At 53.9% G+C, this 22,685-nt stretch carries 23 protein-coding genes; 12 read left to right on the top strand and 11 right to left on the bottom strand.

Features of this window, described 5'->3' with window-relative positions; genetic code table 11:
• Together rhaD and rhaM are read left to right on the top strand one after the other, a co-directional pair.
• Entirely contained in the window at positions 1 to 843 is an 843-nt protein-coding gene (rhaD, locus tag ACIP6T_RS05260) for a rhamnulose-1-phosphate aldolase (RefSeq protein ID WP_097097377.1), read from the top strand.
• Positions 833 to 1,147 (top strand): L-rhamnose mutarotase, encoded by a 315-nt coding sequence (rhaM, locus tag ACIP6T_RS05265; RefSeq protein WP_097097376.1) that lies wholly within the window; start codon positions 833 to 835, stop codon positions 1,145 to 1,147. Before rhaD ends, rhaM begins: the two co-directional genes overlap by 11 nt.
• A gap of 57 nt (positions 1,148 to 1,204) precedes the next feature.
• Here the strand turns inward: rhaM and ACIP6T_RS05270 are convergent, their stop codons facing one another.
• The gene (locus ACIP6T_RS05270; protein WP_345829785.1) at positions 1,205 to 1,852 is read right to left on the bottom strand and encodes a TetR/AcrR family transcriptional regulator; all 648 of its coding nucleotides are present in this window, start codon (positions 1,850 to 1,852) and stop codon (positions 1,205 to 1,207) included.
• A gap of 296 nt (positions 1,853 to 2,148) precedes the next feature.
• Between ACIP6T_RS05270 and ACIP6T_RS05275 the strand changes: the two genes are divergently transcribed.
• A complete protein-coding gene (locus ACIP6T_RS05275; RefSeq protein WP_400455763.1) occupies positions 2,149 to 2,406 on the top strand; it encodes a YdgH/BhsA/McbA-like domain containing protein in 258 nt (85 codons plus the stop codon).
• An 84-nt stretch (positions 2,407 to 2,490) separates the two neighbouring features.
• On the opposite strand, the gene ACIP6T_RS05280 is transcribed toward ACIP6T_RS05275, so the two are convergent.
• The 3 genes from ACIP6T_RS05280 to ACIP6T_RS05290 form a co-directional block, all read right to left on the bottom strand.
• A complete protein-coding gene (locus tag ACIP6T_RS05280; protein ID WP_097097373.1) occupies positions 2,491 to 3,675 on the bottom strand; it encodes a sugar transporter in 1,185 nt (394 codons plus the stop codon).
• Positions 3,676 to 4,054: 379 nt separating this feature from the next.
• Positions 4,055 to 4,312 (bottom strand): hypothetical protein, encoded by a 258-nt coding sequence (locus ACIP6T_RS05285; protein ID WP_097097372.1) that lies wholly within the window; start codon positions 4,310 to 4,312, stop codon positions 4,055 to 4,057.
• A 167-nt stretch (positions 4,313 to 4,479) separates the two neighbouring features.
• Positions 4,480 to 5,736: an MFS transporter gene (locus ACIP6T_RS05290; RefSeq protein ID WP_400455766.1), complete on the bottom strand. Its 1,257-nt coding sequence runs from the start codon at positions 5,734 to 5,736 to the stop codon at positions 4,480 to 4,482.
• Positions 5,737 to 5,830: 94 nt separating this feature from the next.
• On the opposite strand from ACIP6T_RS05290, the gene ACIP6T_RS05295 reads away from it, so the two are divergent.
• The 3 genes from ACIP6T_RS05295 (at position 5,831) to bioD (ending at position 8,887) form a co-directional block, all read left to right on the top strand.
• Positions 5,831 to 6,727 (top strand): LysR family transcriptional regulator, encoded by an 897-nt coding sequence (locus ACIP6T_RS05295; protein ID WP_400455768.1) that lies wholly within the window; start codon positions 5,831 to 5,833, stop codon positions 6,725 to 6,727.
• Between the two features lie 135 nt (positions 6,728 to 6,862).
• Complete coding sequence (locus ACIP6T_RS05300) at positions 6,863 to 8,080, top strand: ROK family protein (protein WP_097097369.1); 1,218 nt, start codon at positions 6,863 to 6,865, stop codon at positions 8,078 to 8,080.
• Positions 8,081 to 8,182: 102 nt separating this feature from the next.
• Positions 8,183 to 8,887, top strand: a complete 705-nt coding sequence (gene bioD, locus ACIP6T_RS05305) for a dethiobiotin synthase (protein WP_097097368.1) — start codon at positions 8,183 to 8,185, stop codon at positions 8,885 to 8,887.
• A 114-nt stretch (positions 8,888 to 9,001) separates the two neighbouring features.
• Here the strand turns inward: bioD and osmV are convergent, their stop codons facing one another.
• The 4 genes from osmV to ACIP6T_RS05325 are packed head-to-tail and all read right to left on the bottom strand — an operon-like array spanning position 9,002 to position 12,455.
• Entirely contained in the window at positions 9,002 to 10,138 is a 1,137-nt protein-coding gene (gene osmV, locus ACIP6T_RS05310) for an osmoprotectant ABC transporter ATP-binding protein OsmV (RefSeq protein WP_097097367.1), read from the bottom strand.
• Complete coding sequence (osmW, locus tag ACIP6T_RS05315; RefSeq protein ID WP_064738719.1) at positions 10,138 to 10,785, bottom strand: osmoprotectant ABC transporter permease OsmW; 648 nt, start codon at positions 10,783 to 10,785, stop codon at positions 10,138 to 10,140. Before osmW ends, osmV begins: the two co-directional genes overlap by 1 nt.
• 9 nt (positions 10,786 to 10,794) lie before the next feature.
• Positions 10,795 to 11,721 carry a glycine betaine ABC transporter substrate-binding protein gene (locus ACIP6T_RS05320; protein ID WP_097097366.1) on the bottom strand — a complete coding sequence of 309 codons (927 nt, stop codon included), beginning with the start codon at positions 11,719 to 11,721 and terminating at the stop codon, positions 10,795 to 10,797.
• Between the two features lie 17 nt (positions 11,722 to 11,738).
• On the bottom strand, positions 11,739 to 12,455 hold the full coding sequence (locus ACIP6T_RS05325; protein WP_097097365.1) for an ABC transporter permease: 717 nt from the start codon (positions 12,453 to 12,455) through the stop codon (positions 11,739 to 11,741).
• Between the two features lie 383 nt (positions 12,456 to 12,838).
• Between ACIP6T_RS05325 and ACIP6T_RS05330 the strand changes: the two genes are divergently transcribed.
• Entirely contained in the window at positions 12,839 to 14,299 is a 1,461-nt protein-coding gene (locus tag ACIP6T_RS05330) for an MDR family MFS transporter (RefSeq protein WP_400455773.1), read from the top strand.
• Positions 14,300 to 14,330: 31 nt separating this feature from the next.
• Here ACIP6T_RS05330 and ACIP6T_RS05335 read toward each other — a convergent pair whose 3' ends face one another.
• Both ACIP6T_RS05335 and ACIP6T_RS05340 read right to left on the bottom strand, forming a co-directional pair.
• Positions 14,331 to 14,627, bottom strand: coding sequence for a DUF1161 domain-containing protein (locus tag ACIP6T_RS05335; RefSeq protein ID WP_097097363.1), 297 nt, complete (start codon positions 14,625 to 14,627; stop codon positions 14,331 to 14,333).
• Positions 14,628 to 14,679: 52 nt separating this feature from the next.
• Positions 14,680 to 15,015 carry a DUF1283 family protein gene (locus ACIP6T_RS05340; RefSeq protein WP_097097362.1) on the bottom strand — a complete coding sequence of 112 codons (336 nt, stop codon included), beginning with the start codon at positions 15,013 to 15,015 and terminating at the stop codon, positions 14,680 to 14,682.
• 131 nt (positions 15,016 to 15,146) lie between these two features.
• On the opposite strand from ACIP6T_RS05340, the gene ACIP6T_RS05345 reads away from it, so the two are divergent.
• The gene (locus ACIP6T_RS05345; RefSeq protein ID WP_400455776.1) at positions 15,147 to 15,476 is read left to right on the top strand and encodes a YnfA family protein; all 330 of its coding nucleotides are present in this window, start codon (positions 15,147 to 15,149) and stop codon (positions 15,474 to 15,476) included.
• Between the two features lie 127 nt (positions 15,477 to 15,603).
• Here ACIP6T_RS05345 and ydfG read toward each other — a convergent pair whose 3' ends face one another.
• Positions 15,604 to 16,350, bottom strand: a complete 747-nt coding sequence (ydfG, locus tag ACIP6T_RS05350; RefSeq protein WP_049852249.1) for a bifunctional NADP-dependent 3-hydroxy acid dehydrogenase/3-hydroxypropionate dehydrogenase YdfG — start codon at positions 16,348 to 16,350, stop codon at positions 15,604 to 15,606.
• A gap of 381 nt (positions 16,351 to 16,731) precedes the next feature.
• On the opposite strand from ydfG, the gene guaD reads away from it, so the two are divergent.
• Genes guaD through xdhC form a run of 4 tightly spaced genes read left to right on the top strand, consistent with a single transcriptional unit; the run spans position 16,732 to position 22,624 of the window.
• A complete protein-coding gene (guaD, locus tag ACIP6T_RS05355; RefSeq protein WP_400455778.1) occupies positions 16,732 to 18,060 on the top strand; it encodes a guanine deaminase in 1,329 nt (442 codons plus the stop codon).
• Positions 18,057 to 19,499, top strand: coding sequence for a xanthine dehydrogenase small subunit (xdhA, locus tag ACIP6T_RS05360; RefSeq protein ID WP_400455781.1), 1,443 nt, complete (start codon positions 18,057 to 18,059; stop codon positions 19,497 to 19,499). The genes guaD and xdhA overlap by 4 nt, the downstream gene beginning before the upstream one ends.
• A complete protein-coding gene (gene xdhB / locus ACIP6T_RS05365) occupies positions 19,489 to 21,855 on the top strand; it encodes a xanthine dehydrogenase molybdopterin binding subunit (RefSeq protein ID WP_400455784.1) in 2,367 nt (788 codons plus the stop codon). The genes xdhA and xdhB overlap by 11 nt, the downstream gene beginning before the upstream one ends.
• Entirely contained in the window at positions 21,842 to 22,624 is a 783-nt protein-coding gene (gene xdhC / locus ACIP6T_RS05370; RefSeq protein WP_097097358.1) for a xanthine dehydrogenase accessory protein XdhC, read from the top strand. The genes xdhB and xdhC overlap by 14 nt, the downstream gene beginning before the upstream one ends.
• The last annotated feature ends 61 nt before the right edge of the window (positions 22,625 to 22,685 follow it).

The following is a 22,685-nucleotide window of genomic DNA, read 5'->3' on the forward strand; positions in this document are numbered from 1 at the left end:
ATGCAAAATATTCTCTCTTCCGCTTTTGTTCAGGGAATGGTTAAAGCGACCAGCGACATGTGGTTGAAGGGCTGGGATGAGCGTAACGGCGGTAACGTTACCCTGCGCTTGTTACCTGAGGAAGTTAAAGCTTACGCCAGTGATTTTTATACGGAGCCGCGCTGCATTGAGTTGACGCAACCCGCACCGGCCCTGGCCAATGACTGGTTTCTGGTAACCGGTTCGGGCAAATTTTTCCGCAATGTCCAGATCGATCCGGCCGATTGCCTCGCGCTGTTGCAGGTGGATGACAAAGGGTTGTCATACAAAATCCATTGGGGATTGAGTCATGGTGGCTTGCCAACGTCAGAATTAGCTGCGCACTTTCAGTCGCACAGCGTGCGCAAGCAGATCTCCAACGGCGTCGACCGCGTCATCATGCATTGTCACGCCACCAACTTCATGGCGCTGAGCTATGTGGTGGATCTGGACTCAGCGCGCTTTACGCGCTTGCTATGGGAAGGCAGCACTGAATGTCTGGTAGTGTTCCCCGATGGCGTTGGCATTCTGCCGTGGATGGTGCCTGGCACCGATGGCATTGGGCAAGCGACAGCGGATGCGATGGCAAACCACAGCATTGTGATGTGGCCGTTCCACGGCATTTTTGGTGCCGGCCCCAATCTTGATGAGACGTTTGGCTTAATTGATACTGCCGAAAAATCATCAGAAGTGGTGGTAAAAGCGCTGTCGATGGGCGGCATTCGTCAAAGTATCACCACCGAGCAGTTGATTGCATTGGGTGAGCGTTTCAACGTCAAGCCATGGCAAGCAGCTTTACAGGCGGAGCGCAGTGATGTTGCGTAAGGCGTTTGTGATGCAGGTTCATGCACACTGCCACGATGAGTATTTGCGTCGCCATTCGCCTATATGGCCAGAGCTGGCCGAAACGCTGAAAGCCCATGGTGCACACAATTATGCTATTTGGTTAGACGAAGAGCGCAATCTACTCTTTGCAAGTGTGGAGGTTGAGTCTGAAGCGCGTTGGGATGCTGTGGCAAAAACGGATGTGTGTCAGCGCTGGTGGGCATCGATGAAAGAGTTAATGCCAGCAAATCCTGATAACAGCCCGCTGAGTGCGGCTCTCAAACCGATGTTTTTCTTGCCGTAGAATCGCGCGGTAAAAGAAGTTAAGCAGGCCAGCATTCATGTTGGCCTGCATTTTTATCTAGCTCAGCTCACAATAACCTGCCAACGCAGGCCAAATTGCCATCTGCGTATCGACGATCTGGTCAAGATCGGCGCGATTGGCACCTTCGCGAGCCCGCACCGACATTCCCTGCAGCAAGCAGGCGAGATAACTGGCTAATGTGCTGCTGTTAGCGCACTGTGGCAGTTCATTACGTTGCTGCCGCTTATCGAGAAACGCTTTTAACGCAGACTCTTGCGCATGATGCTGCTGCGCAAGCATCTGTGCCACCTCTTCTGAGCCAGACGATAACGCGCTGGACGTACAGATAAAAAAGCAGCCTGCGGGTTTATCGCACTCGGTAAAGCAAGCCGCGGTGGCGCGAAAATAGGCTTCAATTGCGGTTTTCACATCCAGAGCATCATCATTCAATACCGCATTACGCTGTGCACTGAATGTTTCGATGTAGCGCTGCATTGCCGCACGAAATAAACCCTCTTTGTTTTCAAACTCAGCATAGAGCGTAGGTGCTTTAGCGCCGGTTGCGTTAACCAAATCTGACAGCGAAGTGCCTTCATAACCATGGGCCCAGAACAGCATCAATGCTTTATCTAGCGCATCGTTACGATCAAAGACTTTTGGTCGACCGCGAGTTTTACGGTTTACCGCTGCGGTAATGTCTGTCATTGGGCACCTCATTGCATAAAAACACCCAATTAAATTACCGATCATTAAATAAATATGCAAGTCGACTTCATCTTACCTGGTTCAGGCTTTGCCCGTTTGTGCTTTCGCTGGCTAAAAGCACCCGAATGGATAAGTCAAAAAAGCGCTGAAAGCCCATAATCACGCCACTCCCGATTAAAATAATGACCGTTAATAAAATGATTGACGAGCATGCCCATTCGGCGTTAGCATTTAATTAACGGTTGTTAAGTTAATCGCATCCGACCCCAATTCATCTGTGTATAAGAGAGAAAATTATGAAAAGCATTAAACTGACCCTGGCCGCTGTGGCACTGTCCTCCATCGCGTTTGGTAGCATAGCTGCCGATCTGGTGAACGAAGCGCCAATGAATCAACAACAGGTTGGCGTGATTAGCGCTTCAGGTAGCACTAACCTGACCTCGCTGGAGAACCAACTATCGGAGAAGGCCAATGCTGCGGGAGCAAAGTCTTTCCGCATAACTTCGACCTCTGGCAACAACAAGCTAAATGGCACAGCAGTCATTTATAACTAAGAGAATTGTGCAGCGTGCCCCGAAGCATGCTGTGAGAAATGAATAAAAGGCTTCAGCAGCGTATGTCTGCTGAAGCCTTTTTTATTATCCGTTGGAACGTAACTGAGGATAGCGACGGAAGATAGCGATACACCAGAACAGGGCGGCAAGCCCAATAATGCCACCAACGTTACCCACATCTGACATTTTCATATGCAGGCTAACCTGGTTGCCCAGCAGCGCGCCTGCGCCAATGCCAATATTGTAAATCCCTGAGAACAGCGACATTGCGACATCAGTTGCATCCGGTGCCAGTGCCAACACGCGCACCTGCATAGCCAATCCGATCATCATCATTGCCATGCCCCAGGCGATGCATAGCACGGTGATTGCGGCGGGACGCGCGGCGGCAAAGACCAATAGACCCATGCTCAACGTGATGATAGCAATGGCCGCGATCAACATCGCTGAGGGGAATTTATTACCTAGCGTGCTGAACAACACGCTGCCGATAATGCCAGCCGATCCAAACAGCAGCAAAAGCAGGGTGGTGAAGTTTTCATCGGCATTGGCCACTACCTGCATAAACGGTTCGATATAGCTGTAAGCGGTGTAATGCGCCGTCACCACCACCGTTACCAGAATGTACATGGCGACCAAAGCAGGACGACGGAATAACATCGGTACGCTGCTCAGCGAACCGGTGTGTTCACTAGGCAGGCGAGGAAGTACGCGCATCAGCAGGATGAGCAATACCAAAGCCGACAATCCAATCATACCGAAAGTTGTACGCCAGCCGAGGTATTGACCCACGATGCGGCCAATGGGCACACCCAATACCATGGCCAGCGCCGTCCCGGTAGCCAGCATACTTAATGCCTGTGTTTTCTTACCGGCAGGCGCCACACGAATTGCCAGCGAAGCGGTAATTGACCAGAACACCGCATGCGCCAGCGCAATGCCAATACGGGAGATAACCAGAGAAGTGAAATCCCACGCCACAGAAGAGAGCACGTGGCTGGCAATAAACAGAATAAATAGCACCGACAGGAGTAAGCGGCGTTCAATGTTACGCGTCAGCAACATCAACGGCAGCGACAATAGTGCCACCACCCATGCATAGATGGTGAGCATGATGCCAACGTCGGCGGTCTTCATGGCATAACTGGCGGCGATATCCGACAGCAGACCAACCGGAACGAATTCCGTGGTGTTAAAGACAAAAGCAGCGATAGCCAGCAGCACGACGCGCAGCCAGGCTGTCTTACGGGAGACGGTTGTAGATTGCATGGAGTTCAAATCAGTCAGGCGGCGAATGTAAGGGCCAAATTGCACCCCATAAAGGTGACCTTTGTCACAAAATTGCGGCTATTGTGGAGCATTAATGCGCCGAGGGAAACCGTTTGTCGGGCTTTTATCGCTGAATATTTTTTATCACCTCAGGCGTGGCTAATAGCCTGAGGTTATTATTGTTTTCTGCTCGATAAATAAACAGCACGAAGGAGTGAAGTAAAATGCTAAGACGGATTCGGGGCGATCTGGACCTTGGGCGCATTCCTTACACAAAGGTCCAGTCAATATTAAGCTGAAATTTATAATTATTATGAAATCCCTTAGTTTCGCTTAACAAAATGGTTTAATCGCTTAAGCCATTGTCAGACCAGTATTATCAGAGTCTCACCATATGTTTTAGTGCCACACTATTCTGGGTTGTCAGGTTTTTTTTTACACCGACCGGACAACAGTGCTCGCAGCCCATCGCGCTGGTATAAAACTTACGCGCCTGTTGGATGGCGGCGTTCGGCGTATAAAAAGTACCTAGAAAACGGCGTGCATTATCGGAAGGGAGGAACGGGCAGCCCGTTGCATGTACCACATGATTGTCGTTATAGCCGGCATGCTTATCGACGTAATAATAGAGTTCCATCTAACGTCCTCATTGCTGTGAAATAATAAAAGTCTAACTATTGTTGGAATGGAATTATTATAGCGATGAATCGCCATTTTGTTTTATCTGGAACTGTCAGAACGGCGGATGGCGTAACGTGATAAAAGAAGCGGGGCGCACAGGCCCCGAGAGAAAGGTGAAAAGTATTACAGTTTTCGGCACTGTAAGCGCCATCCGACCAACAAAGCCATTAATAATAAAAGCGTAATGAAGACGGTGACGCCTATCCAACCATAGCTATGCCAGAACACGCCACCTAGCGTTCCTGCCACACTTGAGCCCACATAGTAGCTGAATAGATAAAGTGAAGAGGCCTGGCCTTTAGCGCGGCGCGCGCGTGGACCAATCCAGCCGCTTGCAACCGAGTGAGCGGCAAAGAATCCAGCGGTGAACAACATCATGCCAGGTAAAATTGCCCACAGTGAGTCAAAGGCGGTAAGCAACAGTCCCGCGAGCATGATCGCCGTGGCGCTAATCATCACTGGACCACGCCCAAAGCGGCTGGTCATGGCCCCGGCCTTCGGCGAGCTCCAGGAGCCGGTAAGATAAACAATTGAAAGCAAACCCACCACCGCCTGGCTTAGCGACCACGGTGCGTTCAGAAGGCGATAACCGATGTAGTTAAACAGCGTCACGAATGCGCCCATCAGCAGAAAGCCTTCCGCAAACAGCAACGGCAGTCCTTTATCGCGCCAGTGCAGGCGGAAGTTGATGAACAAACTGCGCGGTCGCAGCGATGCCGGACGGAAATGGCGCGATGCTGGCAAAATTTTCCAAAACATCAGCGCACCGGCAAGCGCAAAGCAGCCGATTACGCCAACAGCAATGCGCCATGAGAAAAAGTCAGTGAGAACGCCGGTAAGCAATCGTCCACTCATACCGCCAATCGAGTTGCCGCTAATATACAGTCCCATCGAAAAGGCGATAACCCGCGGATGAATCTCTTCGCTCAGATACGTCATGCCCACAGCCGCGACGCCGCTAAGCGATAAACCTATCAACGCGCGCATCAGCAAAATCCCCTGCCAACTGCTCATGGTGGCTGATATCAACGTGCAAATGGCCGCGAGCAATAGTGCCGTTACCATTACCGATTTGCGTCCAATTGCGTCCGATAACGGGCCGGTAAACAGCAATCCCAACGCCATTAACCCGGTCGAAAGTGAGAGCGAAATGCTGCTCTCTGCGGGCGACACGCCAAATTGCTGTGATAGCACTGGGAGGATGGGCTGTACGCAATATAACAAAGCAAAAGTGGCAAGGCCGGCGGAAAACAGCGCAAGGGTCACGCGCATAAACTGCGGCGTTCCGCGCTCAATCCATTCTGAAGGGGGTACAGCGGGTGCAGGCTCTACGGACAACTCGTCTTCATCAAGTATCCCCGCCTGGGAAGAGCGACTCACGGAACATCCTCGGTTGGTGATTAATGACGTTACTGTAGGAAAGCGCTAATAGGTTGTACAATATATTAATAATCTCAAATAAGACGTTTAAAATATGAATATTGAGTTGCGCCATTTACGCTATTTCATCGCCGTGGCGGAAGAGTTGCATTTTGGCCGTGCAGCACAGCGCCTGAATATTTCGCAACCGCCGCTCAGTCAGCAGATTCAGCATCTGGAACAGGAAATTAACGCTCAACTTTTTACGCGTACCAATCGTAGCGTGCAGCTCACGCCCGCAGGGCGCCTTTTTCTCCAGGATGCGCGCGCTATTATGCTGCAGGTTGAGCAGGCAACGGGCCGTGCGGCGCGAGTACATAGCGGCCAGGAGGGTGAGTTACGCATCGGTTTTACGTCGTCCGCTCCGTTCACCGGTCTGGTATCCGATGCGCTTTATCAGTTCCGGCAGCGCTGGCCGGAGGTGCACATTCAGATGCAGGAGAACAATACGCGCCAGCAGCTTGCGCCTCTGCATGAAGCGCGGCTCGATCTCGGCGTTATGCGCAATACGCCGCTACCCAACGACCTGCAACATCGGGTGTTACTGCGTGAACCGCTCTGTGCCGTGGTGCACTGGGCACATCCGCTGGCTGATGCGGAATCAATTTCCATCCAGCTATTAGCAAACGAGCCATTTGTGTTTTTTGATCCGCAAGGGGGGACGGCGCTGTACGGAGAAATTCTGGCGCTGCTGCATCGTTATCAAATCCAACCCTTTATTACCCAGGAAGTCGGTGAAGCGATGACTATTCTTGGCCTGGTGGCAACCGGTCTTGGTGTCTCGATCTTACCGGCGTCTTTCCGTCGAGCGCGTCTGGCGGATGTGGTATGGATTCCCTTGCAGGAGAGCGATGCAGTTTCTGAGGTTTGGCTGGTCTGGTCGGCGACGCGAGAACCCACCGCGCAGATGGCAAATATGATGACGCTGATGCTCAAAAATGCCGAGAATTGAACCAGCTGCTGTCGCGACATACTCTCTTTATGTGCGATAAATCACATTTCTAATCAAATATTTGACGCTGCCGGTCAATCTGCATCACCATAGCTGCTGTTTATTTAGAAGCGCGAAAATAATGGGAGCAGGGGCGTGAATCTGTACAGTCAACCTGGCCATATTGACCAGATAAAACAGACCAACGCAGGTGTGGTTTACCGACTGATTGACCTTTACGGCCCGATTTCGCGTATTGAGCTGTCTAAACGTGCCCAGTTAGCACCCGCCAGTATTACCAAAATCGTACGTGAAATGCTTGATGCCCACCTGGTGCAGGAAACGGAGTTCCAGGATCCGGGCAGTCGCGGGCGTCCGGCGATTGGTCTGATCCTCGATACCCTTGCCTGGCACTTTCTCGCTATTCGCATCCAACCCGGACAGATTACGCTAACGCTGCGCGATCTCAGCACGCGAGCAATCCAGGAAGATCGCTTACCGCTGCTCGCCACGCCTGAAAAGCCTTTGCTACAAACCTTGCAAGACATCGTCAATGATTTCTTCATTCGACATCAAAGTAAGCTGGAGCGGCTAACCGCTATCGCCATTACGCTACCGGGATTAATCAACGCCGCTTCGGGCGTGGTGCATCGCATGCCAGGATATGATGTGGAGGAGATGCCTCTGGGAGAAACCCTGGCTCAGCGCACCGGGCTACCGGTGTTTGTGCAGCATGATATTTCCGCATGGACGCTCGCAGAAGCGCTATTTGGCGCATCGGGCGGCGCGCAAAACGTGATTCAGATAGTGATTGATGAAACGGTTGGCGCGGGCGTCATTAGCGGCGGACAGTTGTTGCATAAGAATGGCCGCACCTTAGTGGAAATTGGACATACGCAAATCGATCCCTACGGCCAACAGTGCTATTGCGGGAATAATGGTTGCCTCGAAACGGTGGCCAGCACCGGAAGTCTGCTGAACCTGACGGCGCAGCGTTTGCCGTCGCAGCCAGAAAGTTTGTTGCATGATGCACCTTTGACCATCGCAAGCCTGTGCTCGGCAGCCCAGCAGGGCGATCGTCTGGCGCGCGATGTCATTGCCGGAGTGGGCCATCATATAGGCCGCATGCTAGCAATGATGGTCAACATCTTTAATCCTCAACAAATACTTATCGGTTCTCCGCTCAACCAGGCTTCTGACGTTCTGTTTCCGGCGGTGAGTAGTACCATTCGTCAGCAGGCATTGCCCGCGTATAGCCGTGAAATCCAGCTCACGCCAACGGCTTTCAACGATCCTGGTACCTTTGGCGGCGCGGCGCTGATCAAAGACGCGCTCTATAGCGGCTCTTTATTGGTAAAACTGTTGCAGGGATAATTAAAGCTCACCTTAAGTTTGCGCTAACGCAATCTGCTTCTCGCCACATTTCCTTAAACTGCCTCCTTCGCACGTTACACATCGCTTTAATGAAGGAGGAGAGTGGTGAAAACACTTTTTGTCACCGGTACCGACACCGCGGTGGGTAAAACCGTCGTATCACGCGCGTTATTACAGTGTTTCGCAAAAGCCGATTTATGCGCAGCAGGTTACAAACCTGTCGCCAAAAGCGCGCAGGTCACACCTGAGGGGCTACGTAATAAAGATGCGCTTTTATTACAGCAGTCTTCCGCTCTCACTCTGCCTTATAGCGCGGTGAATCCTATTACGTTGATTGAGGATGAGATCAGCACCAGCTCTTCGCAACGTATTGATTATTCACTGTTGAGTCGCGGGCTTCATGATTTACAAGCGCGCGCAGCCTGCGTTGTGGTTGAGGGCACGGGTGGTTGGCGCAGTTTAATGAACGATCTCCAACCGTTATCTAACTGGGTACAGCAGGAGCAATTACCCGTGCTGTTGGTGGTAGGGATTAAAGAAGGCTGTATCAGTCATGCATTACTCACCGCAGATGCCATTGCGCTTGATGGATTGAAATTAGTGGGCTGGGTTGCTAATCGTATTAATCCAGGTTTGGCCCATTATGCTGAAATTATTGATGTGCTGCGGGAAAAACTGCACGCCCCTTTGTTAGGGGAATTGCCTTATTTACCGCGCGCAGAACAGCGCGAACTCAGCCGCTATCTGGATGTAAATCTATTGAATGAAGCGGTTGCGCGCAATGACAGTGCCAAACCGGCAGCCTGATGAAAGTGAATGCAGTGATGAATTTTGCTCTGGTGCGTCTCGTCGTCACCCTATGCTGAGTCATGCCCCGCGCGGTAAAAAGCGCGGGGCACTTACTCGATTAACGTTGGTTTATTACGGATTTAACCGACGACGCGTACGCCCTGAACTCAGATAATCGGCGATGTAATCCTGTGATATTTCGCCGCTGTAGCGTCCCTCTTCATCGACAATCGGCATCCATACCGTGTTGTGTTCATACAGTTTGGAGAGCACCACACGCAGGTTTTCTTCGGCTTTACCCGTCACTTTAAACGTATGCAGCATCTCTTCGCAGCGACCGGTGGCTCCGCGCGCTTCACGACGCTTCACAAATCCCAGTGGCTTGCCATCTTCATCTACTACCGTCACCGAACGCATATCGTTATCGTCCATGGTGGCGAACGCTTCCTGCAGGGGCGTATTACGTTGTACGGTAATGGTGGGCTGTTGATCGGTTACATCGCCTGCCTGCACCAGCAGTAACCGTTTCAGCGTTCGGTCCTGACCGACAAAAGAGCCAACAAAATCGTTAGCGGGTTTGGCTAACAGCTCATCCGGGCTGGCGCACTGCACGATTTTACCCTGACCAAATACCGCAATGCGGTCGCCCAGTTTCAACGCTTCATCGATATCATGACTCACCAGCATCACGGTCTTCTTCAGCTGACGCTGCATCTCGAGAAACTCGTTCTGAATCACTTCTCGGTTGATGGGGTCGACCGCACCGAAAGGTTCATCCATCAGCAATACCGGCGGATCAGCGGCCAGTGCGCGAATCACGCCGATACGCTGCTGTTGGCCACCGGACATTTCGCGTGGATAGCGGTGCAGGAATTTGGTCGGATCGAGCGCCACCATGCTCATCAATTCCGTGGCACGTTCGCGGCAGCGCTTCTTATCCCAGCCCAGCATACGCGGCACTACGGTGATATTCTCTTCGATGGTCATATTCGGGAACAGACCAATCTGCTGGATGACATAACCAATATTACGGCGCAGGGTCACGGTATCTTGTCCGCTGGTGTCTTCGCCGTTGATCAAAATCCGGCCGCTTGAGGAAGGGATCAGACGATTAATCATCTTCAGGGTAGTGGTTTTGCCACAGCCCGATGGACCGAGCAGCACACACATTTCCCCGGCAGGCACTTCAAGGCTGACGTTATCAACGGCATTAAGCGTAGTGCCGTTCTTTTGCGTAAAGGTTTTCGTCAGGTTTTCCAGTTTTATCATTATCGAATCCCCTTAGGAGTCAGCGCCGACTGCAAACGGTGCAGCAGCCAATCAAGCACAATCGCGAGCAAACAAATCATTAAGGCACCGGCAATCAACATACGCACATCGCTGCCGCTGATACCGTCGAGCAGCTGCAGGCCCAGGCCGCCGGCCCCAATCACGGCAGCAATCGCCATTACACCGACGTTCATCACTACCGCAGTACGAATACCGCCGAAAATCACCGGCAGCGCCATTGGAATTTCTACCCAACGCAGGCGTTGCCAGAAGGTCATGCCAATTCCGCGCCCGGCTTCACGCAGACCTGGCGAAAGATTCTCCAGTGCGGTGTGCGTGTTACGTACGATGGGCAGCAGCGAGTAAAGGAACACGGCGGTGATCGCGGGAAGGGCACCGATGCCTTGACCGATCATCGAAAACAGCGGAATCATCAGGCCGAACAGCGCAATGGTGGGAATGGTTAACACGATGGTGGCGATGCCGAGCACCGGCGTTGCCAGCCACTTAAAGCGCACAATCAAAATGCCCAGCGGTACGCCGACAATAATCGCGAAACCGACCGCCACCAGCACCAGCCACGTATGTTGCCAGGTGAGCGTCATCAGGGTGTGCCAGTTATTCATGATGTAATGCAAGGTATCCACAGCGCCTCCTTACAGCATGTTTTTAGATTGAAGGAAATCACGCGCCACCTGTTGCGGTGACTGATGATCAATATCGACACGCTTATTCATCTCGGTAATCGCTTCGTCATTGATCAGCGCCGACAGCTGATTAAGGGCGCTATCCAATCCCGGATGACTTTGCAACACATCCTGGCGCACCACTGGCGTGACGTTGTAACTTGGGAAGAAGTGCTTGTCGTCCTCTAACACTTTGAGTTCAAAACCTTTCACACGCCCATCGGTGGTATAGATCAGGCCGGCATCCACAAAACCATCACGAATCGCGTTGTACACCAGGCCCGGATCCATCTGGCGAATCTGCGGTCGATCCAGCGGCATGTTGTAGGCTTTTTGCAGCGGCTTCAGGCCGTCGGAGCGTCCTGAGAACTCGAGATCCAAACCGAGTTTCCAGTTGTGTTTAGGATCGTTTTTACGCACCTCTTCCAGCTTCGCCACCAGCTGCGACATGGTGGTGATGCCTTCTTTATCCGCGCGGTCACGCTGCATGGCGAACGCATAGGTGTTGTTCATCGGAGCAGGATTGAGCCACACCAAACCCAGTTTGGCGTCCAGCTGTTTGACCGTTTTATAGGCGTCTTCCGTCGACATCGGTTTATTGATGTGATTAAAGATGATCAGCGAAGTGCCGGTGTATTCCCAGGTCATATCAATCTGTTTATTGATCATCGCGTTGCGACCAATGGTGGTGGCGATATTGGTCTTTGGGATCACCTGAAAACCTTTCTTCTGCAACCACAACACCGTCATCGCGGACAGGATGTGTTGCTCGGTAAAGCTTTTGGTCGCCATGGTAATCGGTGTTGCGGCGGCGGCGCTTTGGCTGATTGCCAGCGTCGCGGTCAGTGCCAGCGCCGTACGTTTAACCCAGCGCGCCAGCTTATTGGCAGTAGCCATCACAAAACTCCTTGTGTTTAAGCCGCAGAGTGCGGGCTGAGATAACGTCCCAATGCCGCCAGCAGCATATCGAGAATCAGCGCGACCAGAGCGGTAGCGACTGCGCCAAGAATAAGCGTGGGGAAATCATTGAGATAGATGCCGGGGAAGATCAGCTCGCCAAAGCTGCTGGCGCCAATCAAGAACGCTAATGGCGCGGTACCTACGTTGATGGCGGTGGCGATGCGGATACCGGCTAACATCACCGGCAACGCGTTGGGGATCTCCACCTGGCGCAAACGCTGGAATTTGGTCATACCTATACCATTGGCGGCTTCGATTAACGACGGCGGCACCGCGCTTAAACCGGCAAAAGTATTACGCACAATCGGCAATAGTGAAGCGAGGAACAAGGCAATGAGCGCAGGACGATCGCCGATACCGACAATCACCATGGCCAGCGCCAGAACGGCCAGCGGCGGCAGCGTGTTACCTACGTTGAAGATTTGCATTACATATTCAGCCCAGCGACGGGCGAACGGACGACTAAGTAAGATACCGCTGGGAATCCCGACCAGCAGCGCAAAGAACATCGACCAAAACACTAAAAACAGATGCTGCTGTCCGAGATAAACCAAATCTTCCCGGCGATCGCGCAGCGTATTTAAACCCAGCCCCCATACCAGCAGAGCAATCACCGCGACAATCGCGAGCAGAGCCAGCCCCGCGCGGCGGGCGAGCGATGCATTTTGCATAGCCAGTGTCTCCCTGATTCGAAAAATCGTTCGATATGCTTATGTCATTCCCAGGATGGCGGCGATGTGAGCCATACTCACACACGAAAATCCTTCACCCCGTCAAATTGCAGTTAAAATGACTGTTTGCTAATGCTTTTCCAGCGAATAACTGGAAAGCACCGTTTAGAGCTATAGCAATGCTTGTCGAATAGCGCCAGTTTTTACGGCAAAATCAGACAGATAGAAATCACAGGAAATCACAGCGAACCCGCATGGAATAAGGCATCATCCGACAATAAAAAAATTTCATCGAAATGCGTGACGCTGTCACAAATAGGCGCACGCAGAGGAAACTGCTATTACGAATTTTCAGCTAGCCTTGTTAGAAATTAGGGAGACGTATGACTGAAACTGCAGAATTGAATACGGAACATCGCCATTGGATTCTCATCGGCTGCATGCTGGCCATGTTTATGGCGGCGATTGAGGTCACCATCGTGGCCACCGCGATGCCGACGATCATTGCCGATCTCGGCGGTTTTTCGCAGTTTGGTTGGGTGTTCTCCATCTATCTGCTCACCCAGGCGGTAAGCGTGCCGCTGTATGGCCGCCTGGCGGACATGTGGGGCCGTAAACGGCTGCTGTTTATTGGTGTTACGCTGTTTTTGCTTGGCTCCATTCTCTGCGGATTTGCCCACAACATGACGTGGTTAATTCTGTTCCGTGCTTTTCAGGGCCTGGGCGCGGGCGCCATTATGCCGCTGACATCGACCATCGTTGCCGATGTCTATTCTCCGCGCGAACGCGCCAGCGTTCAGGGCTGGCTCTCCAGCGTGTGGGGTATTGCCGCAATTATTGGACCACTAAGCGGCGCATGGCTGGTCCAGCACTTTAGCTGGTCGGTGATTTTTTGGGTCAACGTGCCGATTGGCGTGCTTTCGATGTTATTGCTGGCGCGATTCCTGCCAACGCGTGAGCACTATCAGGATTCCGCACTTAATCTCACCGGCAGCTGCTGGCTGATGATATGTGTAACGGCATTATTAGTCGCGCTGCTGCAAGCGGAAGTGCTTGGCTATTGGTTATTGCCGTTCCTGGCGCTGGCGCTCGTTGCCGCATGGCGCTTAAAACATCATGAACAGCGCGCCGATGCGCCCCTTTTTCCGCTCGAAATTTGGCGCAGTCGCCTCATCGTCGCGGGTAACGTGGGCAACCTGATCATAGGTGCCACCATGATGGGCATTAGCGCATTTTTACCCACGTGGATTCAGGGCATCACCGGCGGCACGCCGCTGCAGGCGGGCAGCGCATTAGCAATGATGTCGATTGGTTGGCCGCTGGCGAGTACCTTGAGCGGACGATTGATGTTGGTGACGTCGTATCGATTCACCGCACAAATGGGTGCACTGCTGCTGATTGCGGGCAGCGCGTTACTGTTACTGCTGCGCAGTGATAGCTCCATTATGCAGGCCGGTTTTACCGCGTTTGTAATGGGGACCGGCATGGGAATGACCAGCACGACCTTTTTGGTATCGGTACAGAACCACGCGCATTATGACATTCGCGGCATTTGCACCGCGTCGATCATGTTTAGCCGCATGATAGGGTCGGCCATTGGTACCGCTTTGATGGGGGCGGTGCTCAATCTCAATCTGTCACTGCGTTTGCCGCAGGCAGACGATCCGATGCAGAAAATCATGTCGCACGAAAGCCGTCAGGTGCTACCAGAGGCGACGTTGCATGCCTGGACTGGGCAAATTGCCTCCTCATTACACTGGGTGTTTGTCGTGTCGCTGTTGATTGCGCTGTTAACGTTGGGAGTGGCATGGCTGATGCCGCGCCAGCGGCCGGAAGCAGAGTAAAAGCAGGGCGGCCAGGATGCCGCCCGAAAGATTATTGCGCTGAGCTATCCTGAGAACTGCCTGCGCTGTCTGGCACGCTGCTGTCAGCATCATGGCCATTTTTCTTGTAAACAATCTTCTGTGTGTCATTTTCACAATGACCAACCACCTGACCACCAGCCTGATCGGCTTGATCGTTGGGGACAATATCAAGCGTGAAGTCCGCTTCAGCGACGCCGTTATTGATAATTTTTTTGCTGATATCCGCTTTAACACTTTCACACGATGCCTGTGCTAACACCGGAAGAGCCAGCATGGCCATCAGCAGAACTGCATTACGTTTTTTCATCATTCACTCCTTTGGTAAGAATTCCTTTGCAAACTATAGCAGCGATAACGCATTAGGGCGCAACGGGGCGTCCGGTACGACGATCAAGGCAACGCAGCGTGTTAGGTTCCCAATAGGCGTTAACGTTGTAACTTTTCTCGCACGAATCACGCGTATCAAAGGCTTTATCCGCTTTGTCGAACTCTTTCTCAACGCGGGTATTGACCTTGTTACGCAGATTTTTTGTGTCGTTCCACTGCTCTTTGCTTTGACGCGCTGCTTCATTGCTGGACGCACTGTTGCCATTTTCAATAATCAGGCGATCGGTATTGGCAGAAGCCAGCGGCGCGGCCAGTAATGCGCTGGAGGTCAGCACGGTTACCAGCAGGGTGGAATACAGTTTTTTCATCTTCATTTCCTTCAGTTTAACACCAGCACAGCCGGGATCATGGCTGTAACAACCATGGACGCTAGTATATCATCGCTGCTTCTTTGCTCACCAGCGGTGAGCTATTTGTTTAGGTTAGAGAGAGATTTTCAATGCTGGTGAAAACCACGTTGCTGTTTTTCATTACAGCGATTGCGGAAATTGTCGGGTGCTTCCTGCCGTGGCTCTGGTTAAAGAAGGGCATGACGGCCTGGCTATTGCTGCCAGCGGCGGCGAGTCTGGCGCTGTTCGTTTGGTTATTGACGCTGCATCCAGCGGCAAGCGGACGCGTCTATGCGGCCTATGGCGGCGTGTATGTGTTGACCGCGCTAATCTGGCTGCGTGTGGTAGATGGCGTGAAACTGAGTACCTGGGATTGGGTCGGCGCGCTGGTGGCGTTTAGCGGTATGCTGATCATCGTTGCTGGCTGGAGCCGGGTTTAGCGGCCGGTAAGATCGAGATACTCGGGGCGACCATCCCGTGAGGCGCTCCGGCGGCTTTCGCCGCTACGACCTCATCGGGATGTTTCCCCTAATATCGGACTATCAAGTACGCGGCCTGAAAAGCCCGTTAACCTTTATGCACCTTCAAACCTGCGGTGGTTTGCGTTACGGGCATAATCTCCAGCGTATTAATGTTGACGTGTTTTGGCAGCGTGGTCACCCAATAGACCGCTTCAGTAACATCCTCCGCCGTTAGTGCGGTGGTGCCTTCATATACCTGTTCCGCTTTACCATCATCGCCTTTAAAGCGCACGTTAGAAAACTCGGTGCCGCCAACCAAACCTGGCTCAATATCGGTTACGCGCAGCGCGGTGCCGTGCAGATCGGTACGCAGATTCAGGCTGAACTGACGCACGAACGCTTTGGTCGCGCCATAAACGTTACCGCCTAAATAGGGCCAGCTGCCGGCAATCGAACCGATATTCACAATATGCCCCACGTTGCGCTCAACCATCGCTGGCAGCACCGCGCGCGTCATATACACCAAGCCTTTGTTGTTGGTGTCGATCATATTTTCCCAGTCTTCAATATTGGCTTTATGCGCCGGTTCAACGCCCAGCGCCAGGCCGGCATTGTTCACCAGCACATCAATATCGCGCCATTCGGCGGGCAGGGCAGCAATCACTTCGTCGATGGCGGCACGATTGCGCACGTCCAGCTGCACGGTATACAGATTGTCGCCCAGCTCCTCTTTCAACTCTTTTAAGCGCTCAGCGCGACGTCCGCTGGCGATCACCTTGTGACCTGTAGCAATGAAGCGGCGGGTGATACTTTGACCAAAACCAGCAGTTGCGCCAGTAACAAAAATAATCATCTCACTGTTCCTTAAACGATTTCAGGTTATCAGCCACACCTTAGCATTAACCTTGAACCCATGCTCATGAAAACCAAAAGCAAGCTGTTGCAGGATTTTGCCTGCACGTTGAGAGTGCAATCGCGCACCACAAAGACGCATGTCATCGAGCTTTGTACGCGCTCAATGAAGCAAAACTCAGCGCAATGGTAGATAGCAACCGTTTGCCACCATAAGCAATCGGTTGCGCATACGATTGCAGTACCAGCTTGACACAAAAACCAGTCCAATCAACCTATTATATTGAATTTAAACAGTATTTTTTGTTCTTTGCGTTGGCATGCGCTTTGCAAACTATCTTTAAGCCATTACCTGCACATTAAAAAGCACCAAGGAACCGTTATGCCTTACGCATCCGAAACGCTGCTGCGCGCCAGCTTCTTTGATATCACCGCTCTGGCCGCGCAGCCGGACGACATCGCCGCCAACGCACGCTATCTCGAAGATGGCTTATTAACGCTGCGCGACGGCAAAGTGGTCAGCCTCGAAAGCTGGCAGATCGCGGAAGGGCGCGTCAATCCAGCAGAGGTTACCGATCTGCGCGGGAAAGTGATTGTGCCGGGCTTTATCGATACCCATATTCATTACCCGCAAACTGAGATGATTGGTGCCTTCGGCGAGCAGTTACTCGAATGGCTGAATCACTACACCTTCCCGGCGGAAAGCCAATATCACTGTCCCGATCACTCAGCAAAAATGTCGGCGTTCTTCCTGCAACAGCTGTTATCAAATGGCACCACCACCGCGCTGGTGTTTGGCACCGTGCACAAACAGTCGGTGGATGCTCTATTTAGCGCGGCGCATCAATTGGATATGCGGCTGATTGCCGGCAAAGTGATGATGGATCGCAATGCGCCGGAATACCTGACTGAAACGCCCGAACAGAGCTACCAGCACACGCGAGAACTGATTGAACGCTGGCATCAACGTGGTCGCCTGAGCTACGCGCTCACGCCGCGCTTCGCGCCGACATCCTCACCGGAACTGCTGGACAAAGTGCGTCAGCTGCGCGAGGCTTATCCAGACGTGTGGATGCACACGCACCTGAGTGAAAACCAGCAGGAAATCGCCTGGGTAAAAGCCCTGTTTCCGGAGCGTGACGGATATCTCGACGTCTATCATCATCACCACCTCACCGGCAAACGCAGCGTGTTCGCCCACTGTTTGCATCTGGAAGATAAAGAGTGGCAATGCCTGCACGACACCGATTCATCGATTGCGTTCTGCCCGACCTCAAACCTGTTTCTCGGCAGCGGCCTGTTCAATATCAAACGCTGCTGGCAGCAGGGCGTGCGCATGGGCATCGGCACCGATGTCGGCGCTGGCACCACCTTTAACCTGCTGCAAACGTTGGGCGAAGCGTATAAGGTCGGCCAGTTACAGCAGTACAAACTGAGCGCCTGCGAAGCGTTCTATCATGCCACCCTGGGCGGCGCGCACGCGCTCGATCTGGATGACGTCATCGGCAACTTTAATCCCGGTAAAGAGGCCGATTTCGTGGTGCTCGACGCGGCGGTTTCGCCGCTGCAGAAGCTGCGCCATGCCAATAGCAAAGATATCTGGGAGCGCCTGTTTGTGCTGATGACGCTGGGCGATGACCGCAACATCGCGCAGACCTGGGTGAGCGGCAAACCGGTATGGCAGCGTGAAAGTGAGGAGCAAATCGCATGATTCAGTTTTTACTCAACAATCGTCTAGTGACCGAACACGCGCTGGATCCCAACCTCACCGTGCTCAACTACCTGCGTGGCCAGCAGCAGCGACGCGGCACCAAAGAGGGCTGCGCCTCAGGGGATTGCGGTGCCTGCACCGTCACGCTCGGTAAGGTCGTCGATGGCCAGATGCACTATCAGGCGGTCAACAGCTGCCTGACACTGGTCAGCAGCCTGCAGGGTAAGCAACTGATCACCGTGGAAGATCTTAAACAGGGCAGCGAACTGCACAGCGTGCAGCAAGCGATGGTGGATTGCCACGGATCGCAGTGCGGTTACTGCACGCCAGGCTTTGTGATGTCGCTGTTCACCCTGCAAAAAAACAGTGGCGGCTGGAATCGTCATCAGGCGGAACTGGCATTAGCGGGCAATCTCTGCCGCTGCACCGGTTATCGTCCGATCATGGAGGCCGCGCAGCAGGCAAGTGAACACGCACATGCGGATGCGTTCACCGCCAACGCCGCCTCGGTGGTGCAGCGTTTACAGGCGCTCAGCAACGATGACGTGCAGATTATCGAAGCCGATGGCAGCCGCTGTTATCTGCCGAAAACCGTGGCGCAGCTCGCCGATCTTTATCAGCAGCATCCCGAGGCGCATTTAGTGGCGGGCGGCACCGATCTGACACTGCAAATCACCCAGCAATATCAACGCCTGCCGCTGTTAATTGCGCTGGAGCAGGTTAACGAGCTGAAGGTTTGCCACGAGGATCATGACCATATTTATCTCGGTGCCGCCGCGTCCTTGCACCAGTGCTACCAGTTTCTGGCGCAGCACATCCCGGCGTTTAGCCGCATGCTGGAGCGTTTTGCCTCGCTGCAAATCCGCAATCAGGGCACGCTGGGCGGCAACATTGGCAATGCATCACCGATTGGCGATTGTGCGCCAATGCTGCTGGCGTTGAACGCGCAGCTGGTTTTGCAGCAGGGCGAACGGCAGCGAAAAGTTCCGCTCGATCAATTCTTTACCGCATATCGCCAAACGGTAATGCAGCCGGGTGAGTTCATTCACAGTATTACTATTGCCAAAGTGACGGTGTCACCAAACTTTGCCGCATGGAAAGTGGCGAAACGACTGGATGATGATATTTCCGCCGTGTTCGCCGCCATCAATCTGCACATCAGTAATGATGTGATTGTGGAAGCGCGTATCGCCTTTGGCGGCATGGCGGCAACACCGAAACGCGCGCTGGCAGCGGAAACAGCGCTGCTTGGCCAGCCATTGAATCTCACCAGCATCGAAAAAGCCTGTACCGCGCTGAGCGTGGATTTCCAGCCGCTGAGCGACTTCCGCGCCAGCGCTGATTATCGCCTGCAGGTGGCACGCAATCTGCTGCGCCGCTATTACGCGCAAGCGTCTGGCGAGCTGACCATTACCGAGGTGTCGCGCTATGTCTCATAACCGCCCGGAACTGAATGAAACCCTGCTGAAAACGCAGTTCGCCACCGGCATGCAAACTGGCGTGGGGCGCAGCAACAAACATGAAAGTGCCGACAAGCACGTCTCCGGTGAAGCGCTGTATATTGACGATAAGCCGGATTTACCGGGATTACTGCATCTCTGTCCGCGCCTCAGCGAGCACGCGCACGCGCGCATCCTCAAGCTGGATGTGCAACCCTGTTACGCGGTGCCGGGCGTGGTCAGCGTATTGACCTGGCGCGATGTGCCTGGCCTCAACGATGTTGGGCCGCTGGAGCCGGGCGATCCGCTGCTGGCGCAGGACAAAATCGAATACTTCGGCCAAATTGTGATTGCCGTCGCGGCCGACTCACCGGAAGCGGCGCGTGCCGGCGCCGCGGCAGCGGTCATTGAATATGAAGCACTTCCGGCGGTACTCGACGTGCGCGAAGCACTGGAACAGCGCTTCTTTGTGCAGCAGCCACATGTTCATCAGCGCGGTGATGCGGAAGCCGCGCTGGCGCGCGCGCCTCGGCGAATCAAGGGCGAGTTTCATATCGGCGGCCAGGAGCACTTCTATCTGGAAACCCAGACGGCGCTGGTGATTCCTGGCGAAGACGACAGCCTGCAGGTGTTCTCCTCCACGCAAAACCCCACCGAAGTGCAAAAACTGGTGGCGGAAGTGATGGGCATCACCATGAACAAAGTCACCATCGATATGCGCCGCATGGGCGGTGGCTTTGGCGGCAAAGAGACACAGGCGGCGGGCGTGGCCTGTTTATGTGCTATCGCCGCACGGCAATTGCGCAAACCGGTGAAGATGCGTCTGGCGCGGCGCGACGATATGCAAATCACCGGCAAACGCCACCCGTTTTTTGTGCGTTACGACGTCGGCGTTGATGACGATGGGCGCTTCTGCGGCGTGAAAATTGATTTGGCCGGCAATTGCGGCTATTCGCTCGATCTCAGCGGATCGATTGTCGATCGCGCGATGTTCCACGCCGATAACGCCTATTACCTGGGCGATGCGCTGATCACCGGCTATCGCTGCCGCACTCACACCGCGTCTAACACTGCTTATCGCGGCTTCGGCGGCCCGCAGGGCATGGTGGCGATTGAGCAGATCATGGATCACATCGCGCGGGAAATGGGACTGGACCCGCTTGAGCTGCGCAAACGCAACTATTATGGCAAAACCGATCGCAACATCACCCATTATCACCAGCAGGTGGAAGACAATCTGCTGGATGAGATGACCGCCCAACTCGAAACCAGCAGCGAATATGCGGCACGTCGCCGTGAAATAAGCGCCTTTAACGCCAGCAACCGTTTGATGAAACGTGGGCTGGCGCTGACGCCGGTGAAATTTGGCATCTCCTTTACCTCCAGCTTCCTTAATCAGGCCGGCGCGCTGATTTTGATCTACACCGATGGCACGGTGCAGCTCAATCATGGTGGCACCGAAATGGGTCAGGGGTTAAACACCAAAGTGGCGCAGATTGTGGCGGAAGTGCTGCAAATCGATATCAGCCAGATTCAGGTCACCGCCACCGATACCGGTAAAGTGCCGAATACCTCGCCCACTGCCGCCTCAAGCGGCGCCGATCTCAACGGCAAAGCGGCGCAGAATGCCGCGCAAATCCTGCGCGATCGCATGACCGAGATGCTGTGTCAGCAGCATCAATGTGCTGCTGACGCGGTGAGCTTTAGTAACGGCATTGTGCGCGTTGGTGAGAAGCACTTTACTTTTGCGCAGGTGGCACAGCTTGCCTGGCTTAACCAGGTGCCGCTCTCTGCCACCGGCTTCTATAAAGTGCCGGGTATCCATTACGATCGTGCCGCCGGACGCGGCAAACCGTTTTATTACTTCTCTTACGGCGCCGCCTGCTGCGAAGTGTTGGTCGATACCCTGACCGGCGAATACCGCCTGCTGCGCGCCGATATTCTGCATGATGTGGGCGCCTCGCTGAATCCCGCTATCGATATCGGGCAAGTGGAGGGTGGTTTCGTACAGGGCATGGGCTGGCTCACCTGCGAAGAGCTGGTATGGAATGATAAGGGCAAACTGCTCACCGACGGTCCGGCCAGCTACAAAATCCCGGCGATCAGCGATGTGCCGAGCGATCTGCGCGTCACGCTGGTGGAGAATCGCAAAAATCCGCAGGACACGGTGTTCCATTCGAAAGCCGTTGGCGAGCCGCCCTTTATGTTAGGCATTGCCGTGTGGTGTGCATTACAGGATGCCGTCGCCAGCGTCGACAACTATCGCCGCCATCCGCAGCTGGATGCACCCGCCACGCCAGAGCGGGTGTTCTGGGGGATTCAGCGCTTATCAGGAGCAGAGCATGATTTATCATGACTGGATCAGCGTGCTGCACAGCCTGCGCGAAAAGCGCGAAAGCTGCGTGCTCATCACCGTGCTCAGCGAGCGTGGCTCGGTACCGCGCGATCGCGGCAGTAAGATGGTGGTAAGCGCCAGCGATACGTTTCTGACAATTGGCGGTGGTCATCTTGAGTACCAGTGCATTGCGCAAGCGCGTGCCATGCTGCAGCAGCGGTGCACGCAACCGCGCAGTGAAGAGTTCGCGCTGGCCGCACGTCTCGGCCAGTGCTGCGGCGGTCACGCCACGTTGCTGTTTGAGCCGCTGATGCAGCATCAGCCGGAAATTCACCTGTTTGGTGCCGGTCATGTTGGCCAGGCGTTGGTGAATTTACTGGCCACCTTGCCGTGCCATATCACCTGGATTGATAGCCGCGCCGCACAGTTTCGCACGGTACCGGCTGGCGTCACGGTGCGCCAGGTCGACGATCCAATCGACTGTGTGCAGGAAGCCGCCCCCGACAGTTACTTTGTGGTAATGACCCACGATCATCCGCTGGATCTGGCGCTCAGCGAGGCGATTCTGCGCCGCGGCGATTTCCGCTATGCCGGGGTGATTGGCTCGGCGACGAAAGCCCAGCGCTTTCGCTATCGGCTGGAGGGCAAAGGCATTGCTGCCGAATCCGTTGCACGCCTGCGCTGCCCGATTGGTTTAGCGGATGTGAAGGGTAAGTTGCCAGCTGAAATTGCGGTGGCGGTGGCGGGCGAAATCATCAGCGTTTATCAGCAGCAGGCGATAAGTTGTTGAGAGAGGTGGAAACTGCCAGGATAGAAACATCCAGCCGCCGCCGTGCGGCGTTGCTGATTAT

The organism is Pantoea sp. NPDC088449 (genome assembly GCF_044753225.1).
Classification (GTDB): Bacteria; Pseudomonadota; Gammaproteobacteria; order Enterobacterales; family Enterobacteriaceae; genus Pantoea; species Pantoea floridensis.